This is a genomic window from Bacillus sp. CECT 9360 (assembly GCF_918741275.1).
In the GTDB taxonomy this organism is placed as follows: domain Bacteria; phylum Bacillota; class Bacilli; order Bacillales; family DSM-1321; genus Peribacillus.
Genome location: NZ_CAKKNA010000016.1, coordinates 44397 through 64421, shown reverse-complemented (window position 1 = coordinate 64421; position 20025 = coordinate 44397). Strand labels below are relative to the sequence as shown.

Here is a 20025-nt window from a genome sequence, read left to right as displayed (position 1 = left end):
AACTTAAAGGCAGGTGAAGGTTATGGGGAAAGAGAAAATCAGTTATTTTCAATTCTTTTGTCTGATCGTTCTTTTTGAAATTGGCAGCGCCGTCATGTTCAGTACAGCTGCAAAGGCAAAACAGGACGCCTGGCTGGTCATTCTGATTGCCATGGTTTTAGGAATCTTACTATTCTGGATGTATATGCTGATTCGTCTTGCATTTCCAAAACTGCCCTTAACTGGGTATGTTCAGTTAGTATTCGGCAAGTTTCTGGGGCGTCTAATCGGGTTTGCCTATGTCATTTATTTTATGTATATCACAACCAGACTTTTGCGTGACTTTGAAGAGCTATTAATGAACACCGTCTATGAGGAAAATACCATCTTTTCGATCGGTGTTACGATGATGGTGGCTCTGATTTATGCGAATTTAAAAGGAATTGAGGTTTTTTCCCGGACAACGGAACTCGGCTTGTTTTTCATTCTTTCTTCCTTGTTGATTATCATTGCTTTGCATTTTGCAGGCGGCGATATACAGGTGGGAAATCTACAGCCCATGTTGGAAAATGGATGGGACCCCGTCCTGAAAGAAGTATTCCCAGGAACCTTGACCGTAACATTTGGGGAATTAATCGTATTTACCATGCTGATGCCACATGTAAGGGATAAGAAGCTAATTAAAACAGGCATGATTGCCGTTTTAGTAAGCGGGCTGTTGCTGGCACTAATTACAGCCATAACTATTTCAGTCATTACTCCGAGTGTACGGCTTCGAGCTACCTTTCCGATTCTCACAGCAGCCAGCTATATCAATATAGGCTTTATTCAGCGTTTAGAAACAGTCGTTATTATCGTTTTAGTCATACTTGTCTTTATAAAAATATCGATTTTCTTTTTTTGCGCCGTAAAGGGAACGGCCGATTTATTTAAGATAAAGGAGCCGAATTCTCTTGTATTTCCGATCGGAGTTATTATTTTATTATCCTCAATCATGATAGCGCCGAATTATAATATGCACATACAAGAAGGACTCTCCTATGTACCTTATTATCTACATATCCCTTTGCAAATCATCATTCCAGTCATTATCTTCATCGTGGTCTTGATAAAAAAGCGAAAAAAACAAAGCAGGAGGGCTGATGAATGAATCTCAGCTACCGCTTTGTTTTTGTTTATATTGTTTTCTTTCAAGATACACACCCATGAGGCAAAACAGGATAAATAAAACAAAATCTTCCTTTCGATAATTGTAAATCAACACTTTATAGTATTCAAACATATAAAACAGAATCCCTTGTACATAATCAAAAATAAACATCAACCCTATATTCGATACAAGCAAAAGCAAGATGATGAAAAATCTCAAAATGTGTTTCCGCTCCTTTCTAAAGAATATTTTGCGTAGATATTCTTCTTTTATTAGTAATTGAAAGGAAACAGAATCTTTAACAAAAAAACTGGCCAGTGTTTTGCTGGCCAGCTACATTGGGCTATTCATCTCTTTTTGATAAGCAGCGGTCACATTCCATTAAATAGGACTCTGCCTGTTCGACGATGGATTCTCCACATTCTGTACATTGTTTTGGCGGTAAACTCCTAAAGAACTCAATTGGACTAATCATTTGCATTTCGTGTTCCTCCTTTTTATAATACAGTTTTAGCTTTTCTCTTATTGTTATAATACAGTATATACCCCAAATTTAAAAATGTATAGGTAAATATCAGAAAATTTTTAATTTTTTTCTGGTAATTTTTAACTCATTTCATTTTACTTATCTTCACAGTTTTGAATCATAATAGGAATTAACAAAAAGAAAATTCCGACAACAAAAGTCCGGGTACAGGCAACAAAATGGAATTTCTGGCAACGAAATTCAGATTACTGGCAACCAAACAGGAAAAGTGGCAACAAAAACAAAATTCCGGCAACGAAAATGGGAACTGGCAACAAAAACAGAATTTCAGCAACAAAAGCCCGGATATCGGCAACCAAACAGGAAAAGTGGCAACAAAAACAAAATTCCGGCAACGAAAATAGGAACAGGCAACAAAACAGAATTTTCGGCAACAAAAGCCCGGGTACTGGCAACAAAACGGGAAAAGTGGCAACAAAAACAAAATTCCGGCAACGAAAATGGGAACAGGAAACAAAACAGAATTTCTGGCAACAAAAGTCCGGGTACTGGCAACAAAAATGTCACTGGCAACAAAATCAAAAGGCCAAATTGTGCACATTTTGGAACTTGGGATCCAAAACAAGGGGATTTGTTTAAAAGAAGAGAGAAAGAGGTAACTTTCTTATAGTAGAAACTTAGTAAATACTGTGGAGGAGACGTTACCATGACTAAAGCGATGATTATTATAAATCCATCTTCCGGAAAGGAAAAAGCTGCGGAAGTTCTGCCTAAACTCAAACAGGTCATGGGAAGTCTCTATGACGAAGCTGTAGTTCGCGAAACAGCAAAAGAAGGAGACGCAGACGTGTTTGCCCGAGAGGCCTGTTCACAAGAATTTGATGCTGTCGTTTCCATGGGCGGTGATGGGACCATCAGTGAGACGATCAACGGGCTCGCTGAACAAAGCCACCGGCCTGATCTCGGGATTATCCCTCTCGGAACCGTTAACGACTTTGCCAGGGCACTGAAAATTCCTCTAGAACCTGAAAATGCAATTGAACTGCTAACCGGCCAAAAAACCGTGCCGGTCGATATCGGGAAAATCGATGACTGCTATTTCATGAATGTTCTAGCGGTTGGAGCAATCGCTGAGGCCACGTATGCTGTCTCAACAGAGAAAAAAACAAGATTGGGATCCCTGGCTTATTTTATTGAGGGGGTAAAAGCGTTTATCAATAAGACACCATTTAAGCTCACAGTCGAACATGACGGCGGGAAATGGATCGGTAAAGCCTACCTGGTCGTATCGGCTCTGACCAATTCAGTGGGCGGTTTTGAATCCCTCGCTCCTGATGCGGAAGTGAATGATGGAAAGATTCATACATTTATCATCAAGGACATTTCTTTCCCGCAAATTATGAAAATCATCCCGAGGTTGTTAAAAGGGGAACTGGGGCAACATGATCAGGTAGAATATATCCGTTCTTCCGCGATCACGGTTTCCGCTTCAGAGGAACTTGTCGTCAATATTGACGGGGACGAAGGAGAACCGCTGCCGTTTCAGGCAAAGGTTTTGCCGCAACATCTGAATATTTTTGTACCTGCTTAAACAGAATACGATTTCACCGAAATAAGAGTTATATCACCGGAAATTTAAATATATCATCGAAATCTGAGTTATATCACCGAAATTTAGAATATATCGTCGAAATCTGAGTTATATCACCGAAATCAAAATTACATCAGCGAAATCAAGTTTTATCATCAAATATTCAACTAAGGAACTATGTCTTTCACTTTGGTACTTCCTTCATATTGAGCTTTTTTGCTTCGTCTGTTTGTAAAATCTGTTATAATGTTTGTTTGTAAGAGAAAAGTGTAATGCTAGAACCATCTACCCATACTTATATCTTGCAAATATAATTTAGAACAGGTGGTAAATAAGATGACAGGAAATAAACCATACAGAGTATTGCTCTATTATCAGTATGTTTCAATTGAAAATCCTGAGGAATTTGCAGATGAACATCGTGCTTTCTGCAATGAGCTTGGATTAAAAGGGCGAATCCTTATAGCCGCTGAAGGGATCAACGGAACGGTTTCCGGACCGGTGGAACAGACTGATCAATACATCGAAGCCATGAGGAAAGACCCGCGTTTTTCAGACATGGTCTTCAAAATAGATGAAGCGGATGAACATGCTTTCAAGAAAATGAAAGTACGTGCGCGAAAAGAATTGGTCACACTGCGCCTTGAGGATGATGTGAACCCACACGAAGTAACCGGCAAACATTTGAGCCCAAAAGAATTTTTTGAAAAAATGCAGGATGAGGACACAGTCATCCTTGATGCAAGAAATACGTATGAATATGACCTTGGCCATTTCAAAGGGGCGATTAGACCGGACGTTGAAAACTTCCGCGACCTGCCTCAGTGGGTTCGTGATCATAAAGACAAGTTAGAAGGCAAAAAGATCTTAACCTATTGCACAGGCGGTATTCGTTGCGAGAAATTCTCAGGCTGGCTTGTGAGAGAGGGCTTTGAGGATGTATCCCAGCTTCATGGGGGAATTGTCACATATGGTAAAGACCCTGAAGTTCAAGGTGAACGATGGGACGGACAATTGTATGTGTTTGATGAAAGAATCGGTGTTCCGGTCAACCAGAAGGAACATGTGGTTGTCGGACGTGATTACTTCAGTGGCGAACCTTGTGAGCGTTATGTAAATTGTGCCAACCCTGAGTGCAACAAAAAAATCCTCAGTTCTGAGGAGAATGAACACAAACATTTGCGCAGCTGTTCACATGAATGCCGAGTTGATCCTAGAAACCGTTATGTTATTGAACATGGTTTAACTGAAGAAGAAGTTGCGGAGAGACTTTCGAAAATTAACGAATCTGCAGCCGTATAACTTGAAACCCCGTCTGGGTAACCAGACGGGGTTTTATTATGATATTTTCTGCAGCTGTAATAACACCTCTACCGACAGCCTAACCGTTAATCAAGAGCAATTAAGTCTAATTGCTGATCTATATCGCAGGCATTAACCAGCTGTCTCAAGTGGGTATTAATAAATTTTTTGTCGAGCCCCAACCATTCCTGCGTATTTATGCCTTCAACAATGTAGCTAGAAAAATCCCAGACTGCAGATTTTATCTTATCATTATTCGTATCGGCTATCAGAGTTAGCGCTTTAATGACGGAAACCATCACTGACACATCGGCTTTTCCATAATGCCGGATTTGATAAAAGCTTTCGTACAAATAATCGCTGAAAGACGGTTTTTCTAAGATGACCCGTACGTTTTTTTGCTCATCACAATAATAGGGATCCGCAGAATATGTCTTCCCGACTTTCGTTAAGATTTGGCTCAGTTGTTCAATGCAATTAATCGCCGTTTCAGGGTCGTTTTTACCTGGTGCTATGGCCCGCAGAGCAATTTCCACTAATTTTTGAATCCCGAATTCGACATCTTGTATCGAATCCTGGTCAGGTGTGATGAATAAAAAGCTAAGAACCTGATCTTTATTCAGGGAATCTTTATTGTTCCAAACGGTCAAAAGGGGCGTATCTACATCGACATAATCGCCCGGGATTTTTTCGAACTTGATGACGATGTCAGCTTGGGTTGCATATTCCACCATTTTTGCAAGGTCTGCAAATTGAATGTATCCCTGGCTCTTGCTTTGAATTTCAGTAGACTTCATCTTTTCAATATCCAGGCCCTTATATTCATTGGAAGCTCCAATTGTCTTATCATCTTTTCTATTTTCTTCGATAGAGGATAATGTTTCCTTTGTAATATTTGAAATGAGATTTCCGACTTTGATCCAATTTGTAACATGGTGAATTAAGAATACAAATAAAGCTACACAAATAAACGCTACGGCAATGGCAAACGACGGGACAATAAACGTATTGCTCAGCTCATTCTCCCTGATTTGGATGAGCAGAATAAGTGTATAGATATATCCGCCGATAAACATTCCAAGTACTTGTTGTATTTTGGATTCTGCGTTGAAATTTTGTAAGGTTCGCGGAGAGAATTCCGCCAAAAAAGTGGTCTCTACCACCAATACTGAAGAAAAAGTAATCGTTGTCATCGTTAACAATGAAGTGGAAATAGCGCTCAAGATCGTCTGGGCCAGTTCTTTATCGGTAAAAAACACCGGAGAGATGTACTTGATCAGATTGGTATGTTCGGCAATATAACGGTCTAACATCATGCTCAGGATCGCCAAAAGAAAAAAACAAACTCCGTATAGCGCCGGGATGATCCAGAAATTTGATTTGATTTTTTTAAGTGTGAATGTAGTTGACATGTAATCCCCCTAATCGCTTAGATTATTTTCCTGCCTTGCGCTAATGCATAGTAGATCCCATGCTGCAGGTTATTGAAAAAATTGTATTTGGACAGATCGTTATTTGTCTCGGAAATGGTTAAGATAAGTTCGGAGGAGATGCCGACCAGGAGAGAACTCGTAAGTAAAGGTTTGATTATCGTGTTCAAAGGAAACGTCCATTTCTTTATACCATATATTTTCATCGAGTAAACCCGATAATAGTCCGGAATGATTGTGAAGTTGGTTCTATATTTGTGTAAACTCCGTATTATCAAAAAAACTCCGAATTACAAAATGTACTGCTGTCTTAAGTTTTCCTTAAACATCCAAATGTTATTAGGGACAGATGATTTTCAAGGGATTCTAAGTAATTACGTGAAATATTAACTTAGTTATTTATTTTCAATTATAGGGAATATATAGCGAGTAACTAAAGTGAATGATTGGTTAGAAGCGTCGACCATCCAAATGAATCTTCCGACGATTCATGTAACGGTTCTATTTTATGAAGAATCTCTTTTTCCAATAAGATAGATTTGTAGCAAATATAATGGCAGTTCATAACAAATGTTGTATAATAGTAAACTGTTCAATCATGACCTTACACCGAGTTTACAGATATAAAGAAAAAAGAAGGGGGAGGTTGCTATGACAGACCTATCGATTATCCGTTTCGAAAATGTTTCGAAACAATATGATGCTGATGCACCGGTATTAAATGAAGTCAGCTTTGAAATGGAACGCGGGAAATTTTACACGCTTCTCGGACCTTCCGGTTGCGGAAAAACGACGATTCTCCGTTTGATTGCGGGCTTTACAGAACCATCACAGGGGAAGATTTTCTTTAATGGGAAGATCATTAATAATGTCCCTGCTAACGAACGACAGGTTAATACGGTGTTTCAAGATTATGCGCTATTTCCCCATTTAAATGTTTTCGAAAATGTTGCTTTTGGCCTGCGCATCAAGAAAATGAAAAAATCCGATATTACCGCGAAGGTAAAGGAAGCCTTGCGATTCGTAAACCTGGAGGGGTATGAAAACAGGGAAGTCCGCGAAATGTCCGGAGGCCAGCGCCAACGTGTAGCGATTGCCCGCGCGATTATAAATGAGCATGAAGTCATTCTTCTAGACGAACCGCTATCCGCTTTGGATTTGAAGCTGCGGACAGAAATGCAATACGAGTTGCGCGAGCTGCAACGTCGCCTTGGTATTACTTTTATTTTCGTGACGCATGATCAGGAAGAAGCGCTCGCGATGTCGGATGAGATCTTCGTGTTAAATGAAGGAAAAATCCAGCAGAGCGGGACCCCGACGGATATTTATGATGAACCGATCAACCGTTTTGTGGCCGATTTCATTGGGGAATCGAATATCGTCCCAGGTAAAATGATTCGGGACCATCTTGTCGAGTTCGTTGGCAAGGATTTTGAATGCGTCGACCAGGGGTTCAACCCGCATGAATCGGTTGAAGTAATCATTCGACCGGAAGATTTGGAAATAACGACGCTTGAACGGGGCAAGCTGCAGGTACGGGTCGATTCCCAATTGTTCCGCGGCGTTCATTACGAAATTTCGAGCTATGATCAGGATGGAAATGAGTGGCTTGTCCATTCTACCAAAAAGGCTGTAGTAGGCGATGAAATTGGTCTTTATTTTGATCCCGAGGCAATCCATGTCATGCGTTTTGGCGAAACGGAAGAAGAGTTTGATAAACGTCTGGAAGCATACAGTGACGGGGCAAGCCATGCAAAATAGAACGACACGCAGTATGTACCTGATTCCTTACGCCTTATGGATTATGCTTTTTGTGATGGCACCGCTTCTCCTTGTCCTTTATTATTCCTTTTTCAATATTGAAGGAGATTTTACGTTCAGCAATTACCAAAAGTTTTTTACACCGGTTTATTTACAAATGACACTCAGTTCATTTTGGTATGCTTTTTTAATTACGGCCATATCCCTACTCATCGCTTATCCGACTGCCTTGCTACTCACGAGAACCAGACATAAGCAGCTTTGGCTACTGCTGATTATCTTGCCTTCATGGATTAATCTTTTGCTAAAAGCGTATGCTTTCCTGGGAATTTTCGGGACGTACGGGACGGCAAACAGCTTTTTGGAGGCTATTGGGATTGGTTCGAAGCAGATTTTGTTTACGGATTTTAGTTTTCTGTTTGTTTCGGTCTATATATTCATCCCGTTTATGATACTGCCAATCTTTAATGCGTTGGATGAATTGAACCCTACGCTTTTGGATGCCGCAAACGACTTAGGGGCTTCTTCGTGGACCACATTCAAACGTGTCATTTTTCCGCTGACGCTTGATGGCATAAAATCCGGTTGCCAGGCTGTGTTCATCCCGGCACTGTCGCTGTTCATGCTAACAAGGCTGATCGCTGGCAATCGTGTCATCACCCTCGGGACGGCGATCGAGCAGCACTTTCTTGTTACCCAGGATTGGGGAATGGGTTCAACGATTGCGGTATTTTTGATCATTGTTATGATTATCATTATGTTTCTGACTGGTAATCGAAAGCGAGGCGGTGTATAAAATGAGAAAGAAACTTTCACCATTGTCTTCGGTATTTTTAGTGATGATCTTTTTAATTCTATACACGCCGATTTTCTTTTTAGTGTTTTATTCGTTTAACAGCGGTGGAAATATGAATGATTTTGAAGGATTTACACTGGATTGGTACAAGGAATTATTCAATGACACCCGCTTGCTGATTATTGTATTGAATACGCTGATCATCGCGTTGCTTTCCGCCTCCATTTCAACGATCATCGGAATTTTCGGTGCTCTCGCGATTCGATTTGTAAAAAGAAGACAAACGAAAAATACATTGCTGTCTTTAAACAACGTAATGATTGTCAGTCCTGATGTTATCATCGGTGCGTCATTATTGATTTTATTTACGATGGTAGGGATAAGGCTCGGCTTTTTCTCTGTATTACTATCGCATATCGCTTTTTGTGTACCGATTGTTGTAATAATGATCCTGCCGAAGCTTCAGGAAATGAGCCCGACTTTAATAGATGCTGCGAGGGATCTTGGTGCAAGCAGCTGGGACGTTCTGACCAAGGTGATTTTACCGTATATCACCCCGGGTATCTTTGCCGGATTCTTTATGGCCCTGACCTATTCGCTGGATGATTTTGCGGTTACTTTCTTCGTAACCGGCAATGGATTCACGACACTTTCTGTAGAGATTTATTCGTTAGCACGCCGCGGCGTTTCTCTGAATATCAATGCGTTGTCCACCCTCTTGTTTTTATTCACGATGATATTGGTGGTCGGCTACTACTTTATTGCGCAGCGTAACAACAAGCCGGCCGGATTGGGGGTAAGAAAATGAAGAGGCTTATGCGTATATTTCTTGCCATAATCATTGTTTCTGCCGCTCTCTTGTTTGCGGTTAACCGTTTGAATTCCTCTCAAGGATATACAAGTGGAAATGTACTAACCGTATATAACTGGGGTGATTATATCGATGCTGATTTGATTGATCGTTTCGAAAAGGAAACAGGAATTAAGGTCATTTATGAAACATTTGATTCAAATGAATCCATGATGACCAAGATCCAGCAAGGTGGTACAGCGTATGATATCGCTGTTCCTTCCGAATATATGATCGATAAGATGAAAGAAGAAAAACTGCTGTTGCCGGTTGATCATTCCAAACTGCCGAACCTGAAGCATATCGATTCCCGTTTCATGGACTTGCCATTCGACCCAGGTAATCAATATTCGATTCCTTATTTCTGGGGAACGGTTGGGATCGTTTATAATCCCAAGAAGCTCGACGGAAAAGAGATTACGAGCTGGAATGATTTATGGGACGAAGATTTGAAAAATGAAATCCTTTTAACGGACAGTGCCCGTGAAGTGATCGGGATGGGATTGAATAGTTTAAATTATTCATTGAATGATGTAAACAAGGACCATCTGCAGGAAGCGAAACAGAAGCTTGATACCCTTACGCCAAACGTAAAGGCGATCGTAGGGGACGAAAACCGGATGCTTCTGGAAAATGGCGAAGCATCCATCGGCCTTGTCTGGTCGGGAACAGCGAATGAGATCATGTGGGAAAATGAAGACCTTGAATATGTAGTGCCAGAGGAAGGGTCGAATCTTTGGTTTGATAATATGGTCATCCCAAAAACGGCGAAGAACATCGATGCGGCACATAAATTCATGGATTTCATGCTTGATCCAGAAGTGGCCGCCCAGAATACGGAGTATGTCAGTTATTCAACGCCAAACAAAGAGGCCTTGAAATATATGCCTGAGGAAATTGTGAATGACACCCGTTTTTACCCGCCACCGGAAATGACCGAGAGGCTGGAGGTTTACGAAAACCTTGGCCAGAAAAATCTTGCTTATTACAATGAGCTATTCCTGGAATTTAAGATGCATTCGAAATAAATAAAAAGGTTAGAGCAGTGATCTTAATTGCCTGTTCTAACCTTTTTTCAAAGAAAAGGAGAGCGAGAATGGAAAACGAATTAATCAATATATTTGATGAACAAAGGAAGAAGGCAGGGATAGCAACCCGCGCGGAAGTACATAAACGGGGACATTGGCATGAAACGTTTCATTGCTGGGTCATTAGTAGGCAAAATGGTATAGATTATATCGACCTTCAAATTCGCAGCCATCTCAAAAAGGATTTTCCTAATCTCTTAGACATTACAGCCGCCGGTCATCTATTAGCACATGAAACGGTTCATGAGGGGATCAGGGAAGTTAATGAAGAACTCGGGATCCGCGTCTCTTTTAACGAGTTGTTGTCATTAGGGGTCATCAAGGACCGTATACTAACAGGGGATTTCATTGATAACGAATTTTGCCATGTTTATTTGTATAAAAGTAAATATCAGTTGGCTGACTATCGGCTGCAACAAGAAGAAGTGTCCGGGATAGTAAGAGCTAAGTTTGATGAATTTTTTGAACTATGGACGGGAGCAAGGGCTGAGTTGGAAGCGGAAGGGTTTGAAATCAATGATGCCGGAGAGAAAGTCTCGATTCATATGAGATTAGACAATAGTAAGTTTGTTCCCCATGAGAAGCCCTATTATCAGGCTATTGTAAAATTGATTCGTAACCAAATAGGCAAATAAAAAAAGATAGATGAAGCAGAAGTTGCTTTCCATCTATCTTTTTAGTGTAAGTATTAATGGGTGGATGGTGAATTGACACTAACCGAGCTTATTTTTGAAGAAGAATTCCCACCATTGGAAGTCGTTGGAGAAGAATCGGTAAGCTTGGAGCCAGCTTCCGCTACTTTAGAGCTGATTTCCTTTAGTTCTCCTGTTGCTTCCTTTGCTGTGTTTAAAGCTTCTGTGGAAATGCCTTTTACTTCATTCACTTTTCCAAACACATCTTCGTTCACGGTTTGATAAAGGTTTTGTGCTTCACTGATTGCTTCTTTTAACGTGTCGGATGCATTCTTGAAACGTTGAACCATTTGATCCTTCATTTCGCCTGGATTTTCCTTTACCTGAGAAAACATATCCACTGAGGAATCCTTGAGATCCACCGCCGTCGTTTTTACCTTATTTCTTGTCGAAGAATCCAACAACGTCAGAGCGCCGCCGATGATTCCGCCTAAAATGATTCCTTTTAGAAGCTTGCTATTATTTTCAGTGTTTTCCATCATTTGTGTTTCCATCGATAATTCCTCCTCATTGTTTTTGTTTCTTTTTAGGGTTTTCCCGGTTCCACTGCCTTTTAAACAAAATATGTTAAACAAAGTAATTGACAGCTGTATATTTCCTTTATATAGTTTAACAAGTAAACAGTTAAACAATTAAACTAGTTTTTGAGGTGATCAAATGGCGACTGACAAAGTCCAAGAATTAATCGACCGCTATTTATGGGTGTCTTTTCATGTATGGAAAATGGGTGAATCGCTCATTAAGGAGCAAATCAGTGATGATTTAACAAATGATCAACACTATACGCTCCGATTTATCAGGCAAAAGGAGAAATGCACATCTACCGATTTGGCCAATGCCTTCAATGTCAACAAAAGCGCAATTACGGCAATCATGACGAGGCTGACTGACAAAGGGCTGATTCAAAGGACCCGTGATAAAAATGATCGTAGATTTGTCTATTTAACACTCACGAAAAAAGGAAATGAATTGTTTATTCAAACGGAACAAAAGATCCAGAAACTTGTGGAATCCTTCATTACGAAGTTTGACAATGATGAGATTTCATCCTTCATAGGGACATATGAAAAACTTTCTAACATATTGATAGACATGAACAGAGAAGTGCAGGTGGAAAAAGCATGAGGGGTATCATAAAAGGGAAATGGTTTATTATGTCGGCATGGGTTATTGCTGTCGCGGTATTGCTGTTTACCGCTCCCAACATGTCCGATTTGGTTAGGGAAAAGGGCTCGCTTGACGTGCCGGATGAGTATTCCTCCGCGATGGCGGGAGAGCTTCTAAAAGAGATTCAGGACGAAGATGAATCGTCAGTGGCTTTAGTTTTTCATGAAAAAAGTAAGCTTTCTCGAGCTGATGAAGCGGAAATTGAGCGAGCGGTCAATCAACTGGAAGATCATAAAAAAGAGCTTGGGGTAACGGAAATCACGACTCACTTCAAGGAAGAGTCACTGAAGGACCAGCTTGTGTCAAAGGATGAAACAACAATCCTTGTTTCGATGATGATTCAAAGAGGCGACCGTGAATCGAAAGAAGTGATCGATGCTTTATATAAAGAGCTGGATGATGTAAAGGTTGAGCATTATTATACAAGCGGATGGATGATTGACGAAGATTTAATCGTAAATTCCCAGGAGGGCTTAGAAAAGACGGAAGGTATCACTGTTATTTTCATTCTGGTGGTATTGCTGCTTGTCTTTCGTTCCGTGGTAACGCCGCTGATTCCTTTGCTTACGGTTGGAATCAGTTATCTTGCTTCCCAATCGATCGTTGCGTTCTTAGTGGATAAATGGGACTTCCCGATTTCATCCTATACACAAATTTTCTTAGTCGCGATATTGTTCGGTATCGGAACGGATTACTGTATCCTTTTATTCAGCCGTTTTAAAGAAGAGCTATCAACGCAGGAAAGCGTTCCCGAAGCGATCATACAGACTTACCGCACAGCAGGTAAAACGGTATTTTTCAGCGGACTTGCGGTATTGATCGGATTTGCGGCAATCGGACTTTCCACTTTTAAGCTATATCAGTCAGCCGTTGCTGTAGCGGTTGGGATTGTCGTTTTGATGCTGGCATTAGCAACGATCGTACCATTTTTTATGGCCTTGCTGGGCAAAAAGATGTTCTGGCCCTCCAAGGGGAATCTTGAACATAAGGAAAGTAAATTCTGGGGAGCTGCCGGGAAATTTGCCCTTGCTCGTCCGTTACTAGCGCTATTGTTAGTCGCGGCCATAACGGTACCGTTCCTTGCGACATATGACGGGGAACTGTCCTTTAATTCCCTTGATGAAACAGGTGACGATGTCCCGTCCGTAAAAGCGTTTAACCTTATTGCTGACGCTTTTGGTCCGGGTCAGGCGATGCCTACGCAAATTGTCATCAAGAATGATGAAGCGATGGCTACAACAGAATATATCGGGCTTACCGAAGAAATTAGCAAGGAGATCGAAAAGAATGACGAGGTTGATTTTGTTAGATCTGTGACAAGGCCAATGGGTGAACCAATCGAAGATTTATTTGTTGCTAAACAGGCTGAAGATCTCGGCGAAGGTGTCGGCAAAGGAAACGAAGGAATCGAGGAGATTCGCGACGGCCTTGAGACAGCAGGCGGGGAATTGTCTAAATCAGAGCCTCAGTTAAACGAAGCCACAGATGGCATCGGCGGCCTGATTTCGGGAACGGATGAATTAAAAAATGGGGTAGGTCAGGCTACAACGGCATTATCCCAGATCGAAGATGGAATTCGCGACGGCTCGATGGGTTCCGGTGAAATTAAGAGCGGGCTCGAGGAGGTTAAGAAAAACCTCTTAGAGATGTCTACGGGAAGCAAAAAGCTTTTAGCCGGATATCAGGAAGCTGCCGGTGGATTGGCACAGCTTGAGGGCGGATATAAAGATGTTCAAAGCAATCTCAATAAGCTTTCCCAAGCGTTTACAGGAGCCGATCAATCATTGGCTCGCCTTGCAGGGAAATATCCTGGCATTTCTGGGGATGCTGATTTCCAGAGGATTTCCGGTGCAGCGGGTGCTGCCCAACAAGGCTTGCCGCAGATGGCCAATGGATTGGCGGAGTTAAACGGTAATCTCTCCAAAGTCCAGGGTGGAATGGAAACCGCAAACAAAGAATTCGCACCACTTCCCGGCGGACAAAAGGCTTTAGCAGACGGTCTTGACCAAGCGATTCAGGGAGTTGACGAACTGCAAAAAGGCCTTTCCGCCGCGGCGAACGGCCAGGAACAGATTATCGGCAATATGTCCAAATTCGACAGCGGACTTTCCAGCATAAACAATGGACAACAACAGCTGTTAGACGGTTTTTCAGGTCTTGGCGGCCAAATGAATGACTTGACAGATGGCCTTGATAAAAGTGCAGACGGGCTGAATGAAGTGCATGATGGGTTGAATTCAGCTCAGGAATATTTATCCGGACTTGCTTCATCAAATGAGGAAACGTCAGGATTGTATATCCCGGCAGAAGTGCTTGAGAGCGAAGACTTCGGCCAGTCCATGGATGTGTATATGTCTGACAATCGCAAAGTCATGACAATGGATGTTGTATTCAAAGAAAACCCTTATTCAAATGACACGATTGCACAAGTTGATAAAATCAAAGGAATTGTCGCAGATAGCGTCAAAGATACGAAGCTTGAAAATGCAGAAGTGGCGATTGGCGGTGTAACAAGTACCTACAATGATATGGGGAATATTTCAGATGCTGATTACACGCGGACTGTCGTATTGATGCTTTCCGGTATCGGGCTGATCCTGTTCTTTTTGCTTCGCTCACTCATTATGCCACTCTATTTGATTGCATCCTTGATTTTAACTTACTATACTTCAAGTGCGATCACGGAAGTCATTTTCGTCAATATCCTTGGCTACGATGGCATTAGCTGGGCTGTTCCGTTCTTTGCTTTTGTTATATTGATAGCTTTGGGAATAGATTATAGCATCTTCCTAATGGACCGGTTTAACGAATACAAAGATAAGCCGGTAAAAGAAGCGATGCTCTTATCGATGCGCAAAATGGGTACAGTCATCATTTCTGCAGCGATCATCTTAGGCGGAACCTTTGCGGCGATGATGCCGGCAGGTGTACTATCGCTGCTGCAAATTGCCACGATTATTTTAATTGGCTTGGTATTATATGCACTGGTGATCCTGCCGCTATTTATCCCCGTTATGGCGAAAATATTCGGCAAAGCGAATTGGTGGCCGTTTATTAAATAAGGTGAAAAACATGACCTCCCAAGTTAGGCTGCGCCTATTCTGGGAGGTTACTTTTATGATAGATGCTTGGTTTTGGACCGCTTTTTTGTGATATTACCGAAGTCTGAGATATCTGACCGAAACTTGAGATATGCTCGAAATCTGAGATATCACCGAAATATAAAATATATCACCAAAATTAGAGATATGACTGAAACCTAAGAATTATGCTGCCCGGGATCTGTGGAAATCATCGCTATATAAACATTGTTATAATATAGCAAAACAAGTTAGTTAGGTGGTAATGCGAATGAATTCTATTAACTCAATTCAAAAAATAGCAGGAACTTCCTTCCGGTTGTTAAACGGTGCACCTGATTACCTCGCTTTTGAAGAAATGAAGAAGGTTCCTGAAAATCTGCAAATTGTCAGCCGGAACATCAAGAATTGGATTAGTTTAGGAAAGACAGCAAATCTAAAAAGGATGTCGTTTATCATTCATCAGGATTCCGGCTATTATGAAGAAATGAAAAATATCCTGCTTCATAGGAATTTTGAGTACTTCTCTTCAAAAGTGATGGTATACAGGGATCTACCTGATTGTAAGGCCGAAGAATTAAAATACGAATGGAACAATCTTGAAGAGGAATCATTACTAACGGAAGAAGGGTACAAAGAATTGTGGGGCAATTGTATGTCCGGTTCCGAAAATGCGAGGTCCACCCTTTCGATGGAAGAACATTTACAATCAGTCAAACTTGAGCTCGGCCCTTACTGGAGGAAATCATGCTATGCAATATATGAAAACAATAAGCCGATTGGGATAGCGATTCCCCATATTGAACCAGGAACGTCTGATGAGGGACGTTTATTTTACTTTGGCCTGGTTCCTGAAGAAAGAGGAAAAGGAAAAAGTGCAGGGATACATAGAGATAGCCTGGTGTTGCTAAACAGAATGGGGGCTGCATTTTATGTAGGAAGCACGGATCAAGCGAACCATGGGATGCAAAAGGTATTCATGAAAAATGGCTGTCGGATAACATCCTTAAACGAATCATATTATTATTATTTTAGTTGAGATTTCTTCTATTCTTTCAGGCTCTTTTTACTATTTGTATTTCATAAACCCGTAAGCGCGGAGATTTTATCAAGTCTGTGGAATTATCAACGCTTTGGCATATTTATTATCGAGTTTTAGAATTTATTATCAACTTTTCAAATTTATTATCAACTTTTCAAATTTATTATCGAGTTTTCGATTTTATTATCAACTTTGGCACATTTATTATCAACTTAGTTCATATATCGATTTCTCGACAATATCCACTATATTTCGACACATACACCACATGGTATATAAAGGGCCCGACCTAAATTCACCTGTAGGGATCTTTTGGGTCGGGCCTTTCAAACTATCTATTTAAGTTAAGCCAGGGCAAAGTCGTCAGACTCTATTAGAGATCTAGGATTTACAATCTCTTCTACTTCTGAACCTTCAAGCGTTTCTTTCTTTAAGAGAGCGTCAACTAATGCTTGGTATTGTTCACGGTGTGTATCAATCAATTCTTCTGTTTGCCCAATCGCTTCCTGGAACAATGCTTGCATCTTCAATTCTTTGTCTGTTTTATTGAAGAGCAAAGTGAATCCATCCTGCAGCATGCCTGTTTCAACCATTTGCTCTAACAAGTGTTTGGCTTGCTTGACGTCACCGCCCACTCCAATGCTGTGTTCACCTAAGAACATTCGTTCCGCGACTCCGCCTGCCAGGATCATTTTGACTTGATCCAACAGCTCGCTTGCGGTAGAGAGGTGAAGCTCCTTTTGGATTGGGGCGACATATCCGAGTGCCTCGCCGCGCGGAATGATTGTCGCCTTTCGAACAGATCCCGGCTTTGTCAAAGCGGCTATTAAGGCATGACCGCTTTCGTGAATGGCAACTCTTCGCTTCGTTTCTTCATCATTAAGTGCGCGTGATGTGCTGCCTAAGATAGTCCGGTCAATGGCATGGTCCATATCTTCTTTGTGGATCATGTCCTGTCCGTTACGAAGTGCCCGTCTGCTTGCTGTTTCGAAAAGAGAGCTTATATCCGCGCCTGAAAAACCGGAAGTGCTTTCTGCCAGCTGATCTAAAGAGGCATGTACGTCAGCTGCAAGCTGTTTGTTTTTTGTATGAATCGAGATGATTTCCTTTCTCCCTTTTGTATCTGGAAGTGGGACCTGGAATGAGAAATCAATCCGTCCCGGACGGAGGAAGGCTTCATCCAGCATATCTTTTCTATTCGTAGCGGCAATGAACAGGATTCCATCATTATCATGTCCGCCGTCAAGCTGAACAAGAAGCTCGGTCAGCGTCTTTTCTCCTTCTTCGCCGCCGTTTTGTTTACGTCTCCCGGCAAGGGCGTCCACTTCGTCAATGAAGACGACAGCAGGCTTTTGCTTTCTAGCGGCCTGGAACAGGCTTCGGACCCGGGCAGCACCGACACCAACAAACATTTCATTAAAAGCAGAGCCACTGGTAGAGAAAAAGCTTGCATTTAGTTCTTTAGTAATCGCCTGGGCAAGCAATGTTTTTCCCGTACCCGGCGGGCCATATAATAATATCCCTTTCGGGGGCTTGATTCCTATTTTGGCTGAACGGTCAGGCTCCTTTAAGATGGAGAGAGTTTGAAGAATTTCCTCCTTCATCTCCTCCTGGAGACCTCCGACATCCTTCAATGTAATCGAAGGGAGCGGTCTGGCTGTAGAAAGGCTGTGCTTCATTTTGCTTGCACCGATCCCGCCTCTGGCCTTTCTCTGGACAAAGATTGCCGCAGCGACAACCAAGGCCGCAAGACCGCCCAATATCCAGGGACTATACGGGCTGTTCGGTGAATATGAGTATTGGACGTTGTAATTTTCGATCAGTTTGCTTACTATTTGGCTATTGGGCGGAACGTGAGAAACATACTTTCCTTCCTCAGTCGTCAAGTAGATCACACCGTTCCGTTTCTCTTCTATAGTAACAGGCTTGCCACTTTCGGCTTGTATCGTTTTTTCAATGGAAGAGAAAGGAATAGGTGTTTCTTTGACGTTTCCCCATACATACCAGGAGACACCTGCAGATATCACAATGAACGCCGTTAAAATCGGCAGTAGCTTTGACACTAATTTAGAATGGGCTTTCAATTACTCAGCTCCTTAAAGATAGATACATATAGTATAAAAAATTCTGATTAGTCTTGTACAGGTAAAATGACCTATTTAAACTAGTAATTTATGTCAATGCCAAGCGAACCTAATGAAGGAGAGCGGTAATCCCGGGATAGAGTCCAAAGCTTTTTTTGTCTGTGTTTTGCCCTATAATTGATACAACGTGCTAAAACAAAACCTAAAGACAGTTGAATTTTTTCTCTATGAGTCAAATTTACGAGTGATTATATCATCACAATGAAGGATATTGTAAAAGAAGAGGAACCCATTTTGCGTTAGGTCATTGATGAAATCGAGCTTCCGTCAAGCGAGGAGGACAAAGAAGAACTGGCCAGTATGATGCAACTTTTAAAGAACAGCCAGGATCCTGTCATTTCAAAAAAGTATGGCCTGCGGGCGGGAGTTGGGTTGTCCGCCAATCAAATCGGCCTGGATAAACGGATGGTCGTCACTTACTTTAACGACAAAAAAGGCGAATTTTATGAATATACCTTGATTAATCCGAAAATCACTAGTACTTCCCAGTCCATGATTTATTTGCCTCAGAGCGAAGGCTGTCTTTCAGTTGACCGCGAAATAAAGGGGTATGTTCCAAGATATGAAAGGATAAAAATGAAGGCATATGATGTGGAAGGGAACCCTTTGAACCCTTTGAACTTGCGCTTCAAGTGGTTTCCGGCACAGCACGAGCTCGATCATTTGAACGGAATCCTGTTTTATGACCGAATCAACGGGGAGAATCCATTTAAGCTTCCCGGAAATGTTGAAATTATAAGCATATAAAAAGGCAAAGCCAGCGCTTTGCCTGTTTACTTTCCATTCAAGAACGTGTTCAAATCCTTAAAAATTGCCTGGCTCATGCATCGGTATCCTTCTGAAGTGAGATGGATGCCGTCATCACTGATCAACTCTTCTAAATCTCCTGAGGATTTAATGTAAGTCCTGACATCGATCAACGCCACGTTCAATTCTTTGGCCAGTTTTTTTAGTTTGCGGTTATACATACCGTGCCAATGCTCAATGCCGCCAACGCTAGATACCCAATGGCCAATCGACGGGCCAAACTTGTCAGCGATAAAACTGTAGTATCTGGCGGGATCCAATGGTGGTAGCGTGATCAAGAAAGGTGTTATGTGCTTTTCTTGAAATTCTTTGACCATTGAAGTGACATTTTGCAGATAGCGCTCAAGGGGTACGATCGGTTCATGTGTACCGGTAGGGTGCTCAGCAACCTCGTCCCATTTGAAATTGCAGTCATTACCGCCGACGCTTATTAACACGATATCCGGTTGTTCCGAAATGATGTCTTTGTCAATCCGATCCACGAGCAGGTCGGAATTATCATTAAATACACCTTTATTCAATATTTCGACCGATGAAAAAGGTTCTGCCAATTTAGCCAGAGTGTTAGGGTAATTATCCTTTAAAATCCGGAGCCTTCCTTTTACAAAGGAAATTCCCCGTGTCAGACTGTCTCCAAAACAAATGATTTTCATAGTGAT

The 20025-nt window shown here is 41.6% G+C and carries 17 protein-coding genes and 1 pseudogene; 13 read left to right on the top strand and 5 right to left on the bottom strand.

Features of this window, described 5'->3' with window-relative positions; genetic code table 11:
• Positions 1-22 precede the first annotated feature (22 nt).
• Positions 23-1129 (top strand): endospore germination permease, encoded by a 1107-nt coding sequence (locus LQ216_RS17460; protein ID WP_230130712.1) that lies wholly within the window; start codon positions 23-25, stop codon positions 1127-1129.
• A gap of 343 nt (positions 1130-1472) precedes the next feature.
• Here LQ216_RS17460 and yhfH read toward each other — a convergent pair whose 3' ends face one another.
• The gene (gene yhfH, locus LQ216_RS17455; protein ID WP_117308576.1) at positions 1473-1610 is read right to left on the bottom strand and encodes a protein YhfH; all 138 of its coding nucleotides are present in this window, start codon (positions 1608-1610) and stop codon (positions 1473-1475) included.
• 274 nt (positions 1611-1884) lie between these two features.
• Between yhfH and LQ216_RS17450 the strand changes: the two genes are divergently transcribed.
• The 3 genes from LQ216_RS17450 to LQ216_RS17440 all read left to right on the top strand — a co-directional run bounded on the left by LQ216_RS17450 (position 1885) and on the right by LQ216_RS17440 (position 4509).
• On the top strand, positions 1885-2286 hold the full coding sequence (locus LQ216_RS17450) for a hypothetical protein (protein ID WP_230130711.1): 402 nt from the start codon (positions 1885-1887) through the stop codon (positions 2284-2286).
• Positions 2287-2322: 36 nt separating this feature from the next.
• A complete protein-coding gene (locus LQ216_RS17445) occupies positions 2323-3207 on the top strand; it encodes a diacylglycerol kinase family protein (protein WP_230130710.1) in 885 nt (294 codons plus the stop codon).
• 336 nt (positions 3208-3543) lie between these two features.
• Positions 3544-4509, top strand: coding sequence for a rhodanese-related sulfurtransferase (locus tag LQ216_RS17440; protein WP_230130709.1), 966 nt, complete (start codon positions 3544-3546; stop codon positions 4507-4509).
• An 86-nt stretch (positions 4510-4595) separates the two neighbouring features.
• Here the strand turns inward: LQ216_RS17440 and LQ216_RS17435 are convergent, their stop codons facing one another.
• Positions 4596-5921 (bottom strand): DUF2254 domain-containing protein, encoded by a 1326-nt coding sequence (locus LQ216_RS17435; RefSeq protein ID WP_230130708.1) that lies wholly within the window; start codon positions 5919-5921, stop codon positions 4596-4598.
• Between the two features lie 669 nt (positions 5922-6590).
• On the opposite strand from LQ216_RS17435, the gene LQ216_RS17430 reads away from it, so the two are divergent.
• The 5 genes from LQ216_RS17430 (at position 6591) to LQ216_RS17410 (ending at position 11069) form a co-directional block, all read left to right on the top strand.
• Positions 6591-7700, top strand: coding sequence for an ABC transporter ATP-binding protein (locus LQ216_RS17430; protein ID WP_230130707.1), 1110 nt, complete (start codon positions 6591-6593; stop codon positions 7698-7700).
• Positions 7690-8496 (top strand): ABC transporter permease, encoded by an 807-nt coding sequence (locus LQ216_RS17425; RefSeq protein WP_230130706.1) that lies wholly within the window; start codon positions 7690-7692, stop codon positions 8494-8496. Before LQ216_RS17430 ends, LQ216_RS17425 begins: the two co-directional genes overlap by 11 nt.
• Position 8497: 1 nt before the next feature.
• Positions 8498-9304, top strand: a complete 807-nt coding sequence (locus tag LQ216_RS17420) for an ABC transporter permease (RefSeq protein WP_230130705.1) — start codon at positions 8498-8500, stop codon at positions 9302-9304.
• Positions 9301-10374 carry an ABC transporter substrate-binding protein gene (locus LQ216_RS17415; RefSeq protein WP_230130704.1) on the top strand — a complete coding sequence of 358 codons (1074 nt, stop codon included), beginning with the start codon at positions 9301-9303 and terminating at the stop codon, positions 10372-10374. The genes LQ216_RS17420 and LQ216_RS17415 overlap by 4 nt, the downstream gene beginning before the upstream one ends.
• 68 nt (positions 10375-10442) lie before the next feature.
• A complete protein-coding gene (locus LQ216_RS17410) occupies positions 10443-11069 on the top strand; it encodes an NUDIX domain-containing protein (RefSeq protein ID WP_230130703.1) in 627 nt (208 codons plus the stop codon).
• Between the two features lie 53 nt (positions 11070-11122).
• Here the strand turns inward: LQ216_RS17410 and LQ216_RS17405 are convergent, their stop codons facing one another.
• Complete coding sequence (locus tag LQ216_RS17405) at positions 11123-11620, bottom strand: YtxH domain-containing protein (RefSeq protein WP_230130702.1); 498 nt, start codon at positions 11618-11620, stop codon at positions 11123-11125.
• 163 nt (positions 11621-11783) lie between these two features.
• On the opposite strand from LQ216_RS17405, the gene LQ216_RS17400 reads away from it, so the two are divergent.
• The 3 genes from LQ216_RS17400 (at position 11784) to LQ216_RS17390 (ending at position 16412) form a co-directional block, all read left to right on the top strand.
• A complete protein-coding gene (locus LQ216_RS17400) occupies positions 11784-12251 on the top strand; it encodes a MarR family transcriptional regulator (RefSeq protein WP_230130701.1) in 468 nt (155 codons plus the stop codon).
• The gene (locus LQ216_RS17395) at positions 12248-15355 is read left to right on the top strand and encodes an MMPL family transporter (protein ID WP_230130700.1); all 3108 of its coding nucleotides are present in this window, start codon (positions 12248-12250) and stop codon (positions 15353-15355) included. The genes LQ216_RS17400 and LQ216_RS17395 overlap by 4 nt, the downstream gene beginning before the upstream one ends.
• Before the next feature lie 289 nt (positions 15356-15644).
• Positions 15645-16412 carry a GNAT family N-acetyltransferase gene (locus tag LQ216_RS17390; protein WP_230130699.1) on the top strand — a complete coding sequence of 256 codons (768 nt, stop codon included), beginning with the start codon at positions 15645-15647 and terminating at the stop codon, positions 16410-16412.
• Positions 16413-16759: 347 nt separating this feature from the next.
• Here LQ216_RS17390 and LQ216_RS17385 read toward each other — a convergent pair whose 3' ends face one another.
• Entirely contained in the window at positions 16760-18499 is a 1740-nt protein-coding gene (locus tag LQ216_RS17385) for an AAA family ATPase (RefSeq protein WP_230130698.1), read from the bottom strand.
• Between the two features lie 261 nt (positions 18500-18760).
• On the opposite strand from LQ216_RS17385, the pseudogene def reads away from it, so the two are divergent.
• Positions 18761-19306 (top strand): annotated as a pseudogene (gene def / locus LQ216_RS17380) (peptide deformylase).
• Positions 19307-19332: 26 nt separating this feature from the next.
• On the opposite strand, the gene LQ216_RS17375 reads toward def, so the two are convergent.
• Entirely contained in the window at positions 19333-20019 is a 687-nt protein-coding gene (locus tag LQ216_RS17375; protein WP_230130697.1) for a GDSL-type esterase/lipase family protein, read from the bottom strand.
• Positions 20020-20025: the final 6 nt, after the last annotated feature.

What these genes read in the sequence shown, in the direction of transcription:
- LQ216_RS17460 (WP_230130712.1), top strand. Translation starts at nt 23, where the DNA reads ATGGGGAAAGAGAAAATCAGTTATTTTCAATTCTTTTGTCTGATCGTT.
- yhfH (WP_117308576.1), bottom strand. Translation starts at nt 1,610, where the DNA reads ATGCAAATGATTAGTCCAATTGAGTTCTTTAGGAGTTTACCGCCAAAA.
- LQ216_RS17445 (WP_230130710.1), top strand. Translation starts at nt 2,323, where the DNA reads ATGACTAAAGCGATGATTATTATAAATCCATCTTCCGGAAAGGAAAAA.
- LQ216_RS17440 (WP_230130709.1), top strand. Translation starts at nt 3,544, where the DNA reads ATGACAGGAAATAAACCATACAGAGTATTGCTCTATTATCAGTATGTT.
- LQ216_RS17435 (WP_230130708.1), bottom strand. Translation starts at nt 5,921, where the DNA reads ATGTCAACTACATTCACACTTAAAAAAATCAAATCAAATTTCTGGATC.
- LQ216_RS17430 (WP_230130707.1), top strand. Translation starts at nt 6,591, where the DNA reads ATGACAGACCTATCGATTATCCGTTTCGAAAATGTTTCGAAACAATAT.
- LQ216_RS17425 (WP_230130706.1), top strand. Translation starts at nt 7,690, where the DNA reads ATGCAAAATAGAACGACACGCAGTATGTACCTGATTCCTTACGCCTTA.
- LQ216_RS17420 (WP_230130705.1), top strand. Translation starts at nt 8,498, where the DNA reads ATGAGAAAGAAACTTTCACCATTGTCTTCGGTATTTTTAGTGATGATC.
- LQ216_RS17415 (WP_230130704.1), top strand. Translation starts at nt 9,301, where the DNA reads ATGAAGAGGCTTATGCGTATATTTCTTGCCATAATCATTGTTTCTGCC.
- LQ216_RS17410 (WP_230130703.1), top strand. Translation starts at nt 10,443, where the DNA reads ATGGAAAACGAATTAATCAATATATTTGATGAACAAAGGAAGAAGGCA.
- LQ216_RS17405 (WP_230130702.1), bottom strand. Translation starts at nt 11,620, where the DNA reads ATGGAAACACAAATGATGGAAAACACTGAAAATAATAGCAAGCTTCTA.
- LQ216_RS17400 (WP_230130701.1), top strand. Translation starts at nt 11,784, where the DNA reads ATGGCGACTGACAAAGTCCAAGAATTAATCGACCGCTATTTATGGGTG.
- LQ216_RS17395 (WP_230130700.1), top strand. Translation starts at nt 12,248, where the DNA reads ATGAGGGGTATCATAAAAGGGAAATGGTTTATTATGTCGGCATGGGTT.
- LQ216_RS17390 (WP_230130699.1), top strand. Translation starts at nt 15,645, where the DNA reads ATGAATTCTATTAACTCAATTCAAAAAATAGCAGGAACTTCCTTCCGG.
- LQ216_RS17375 (WP_230130697.1), bottom strand. Translation starts at nt 20,019, where the DNA reads ATGAAAATCATTTGTTTTGGAGACAGTCTGACACGGGGAATTTCCTTT.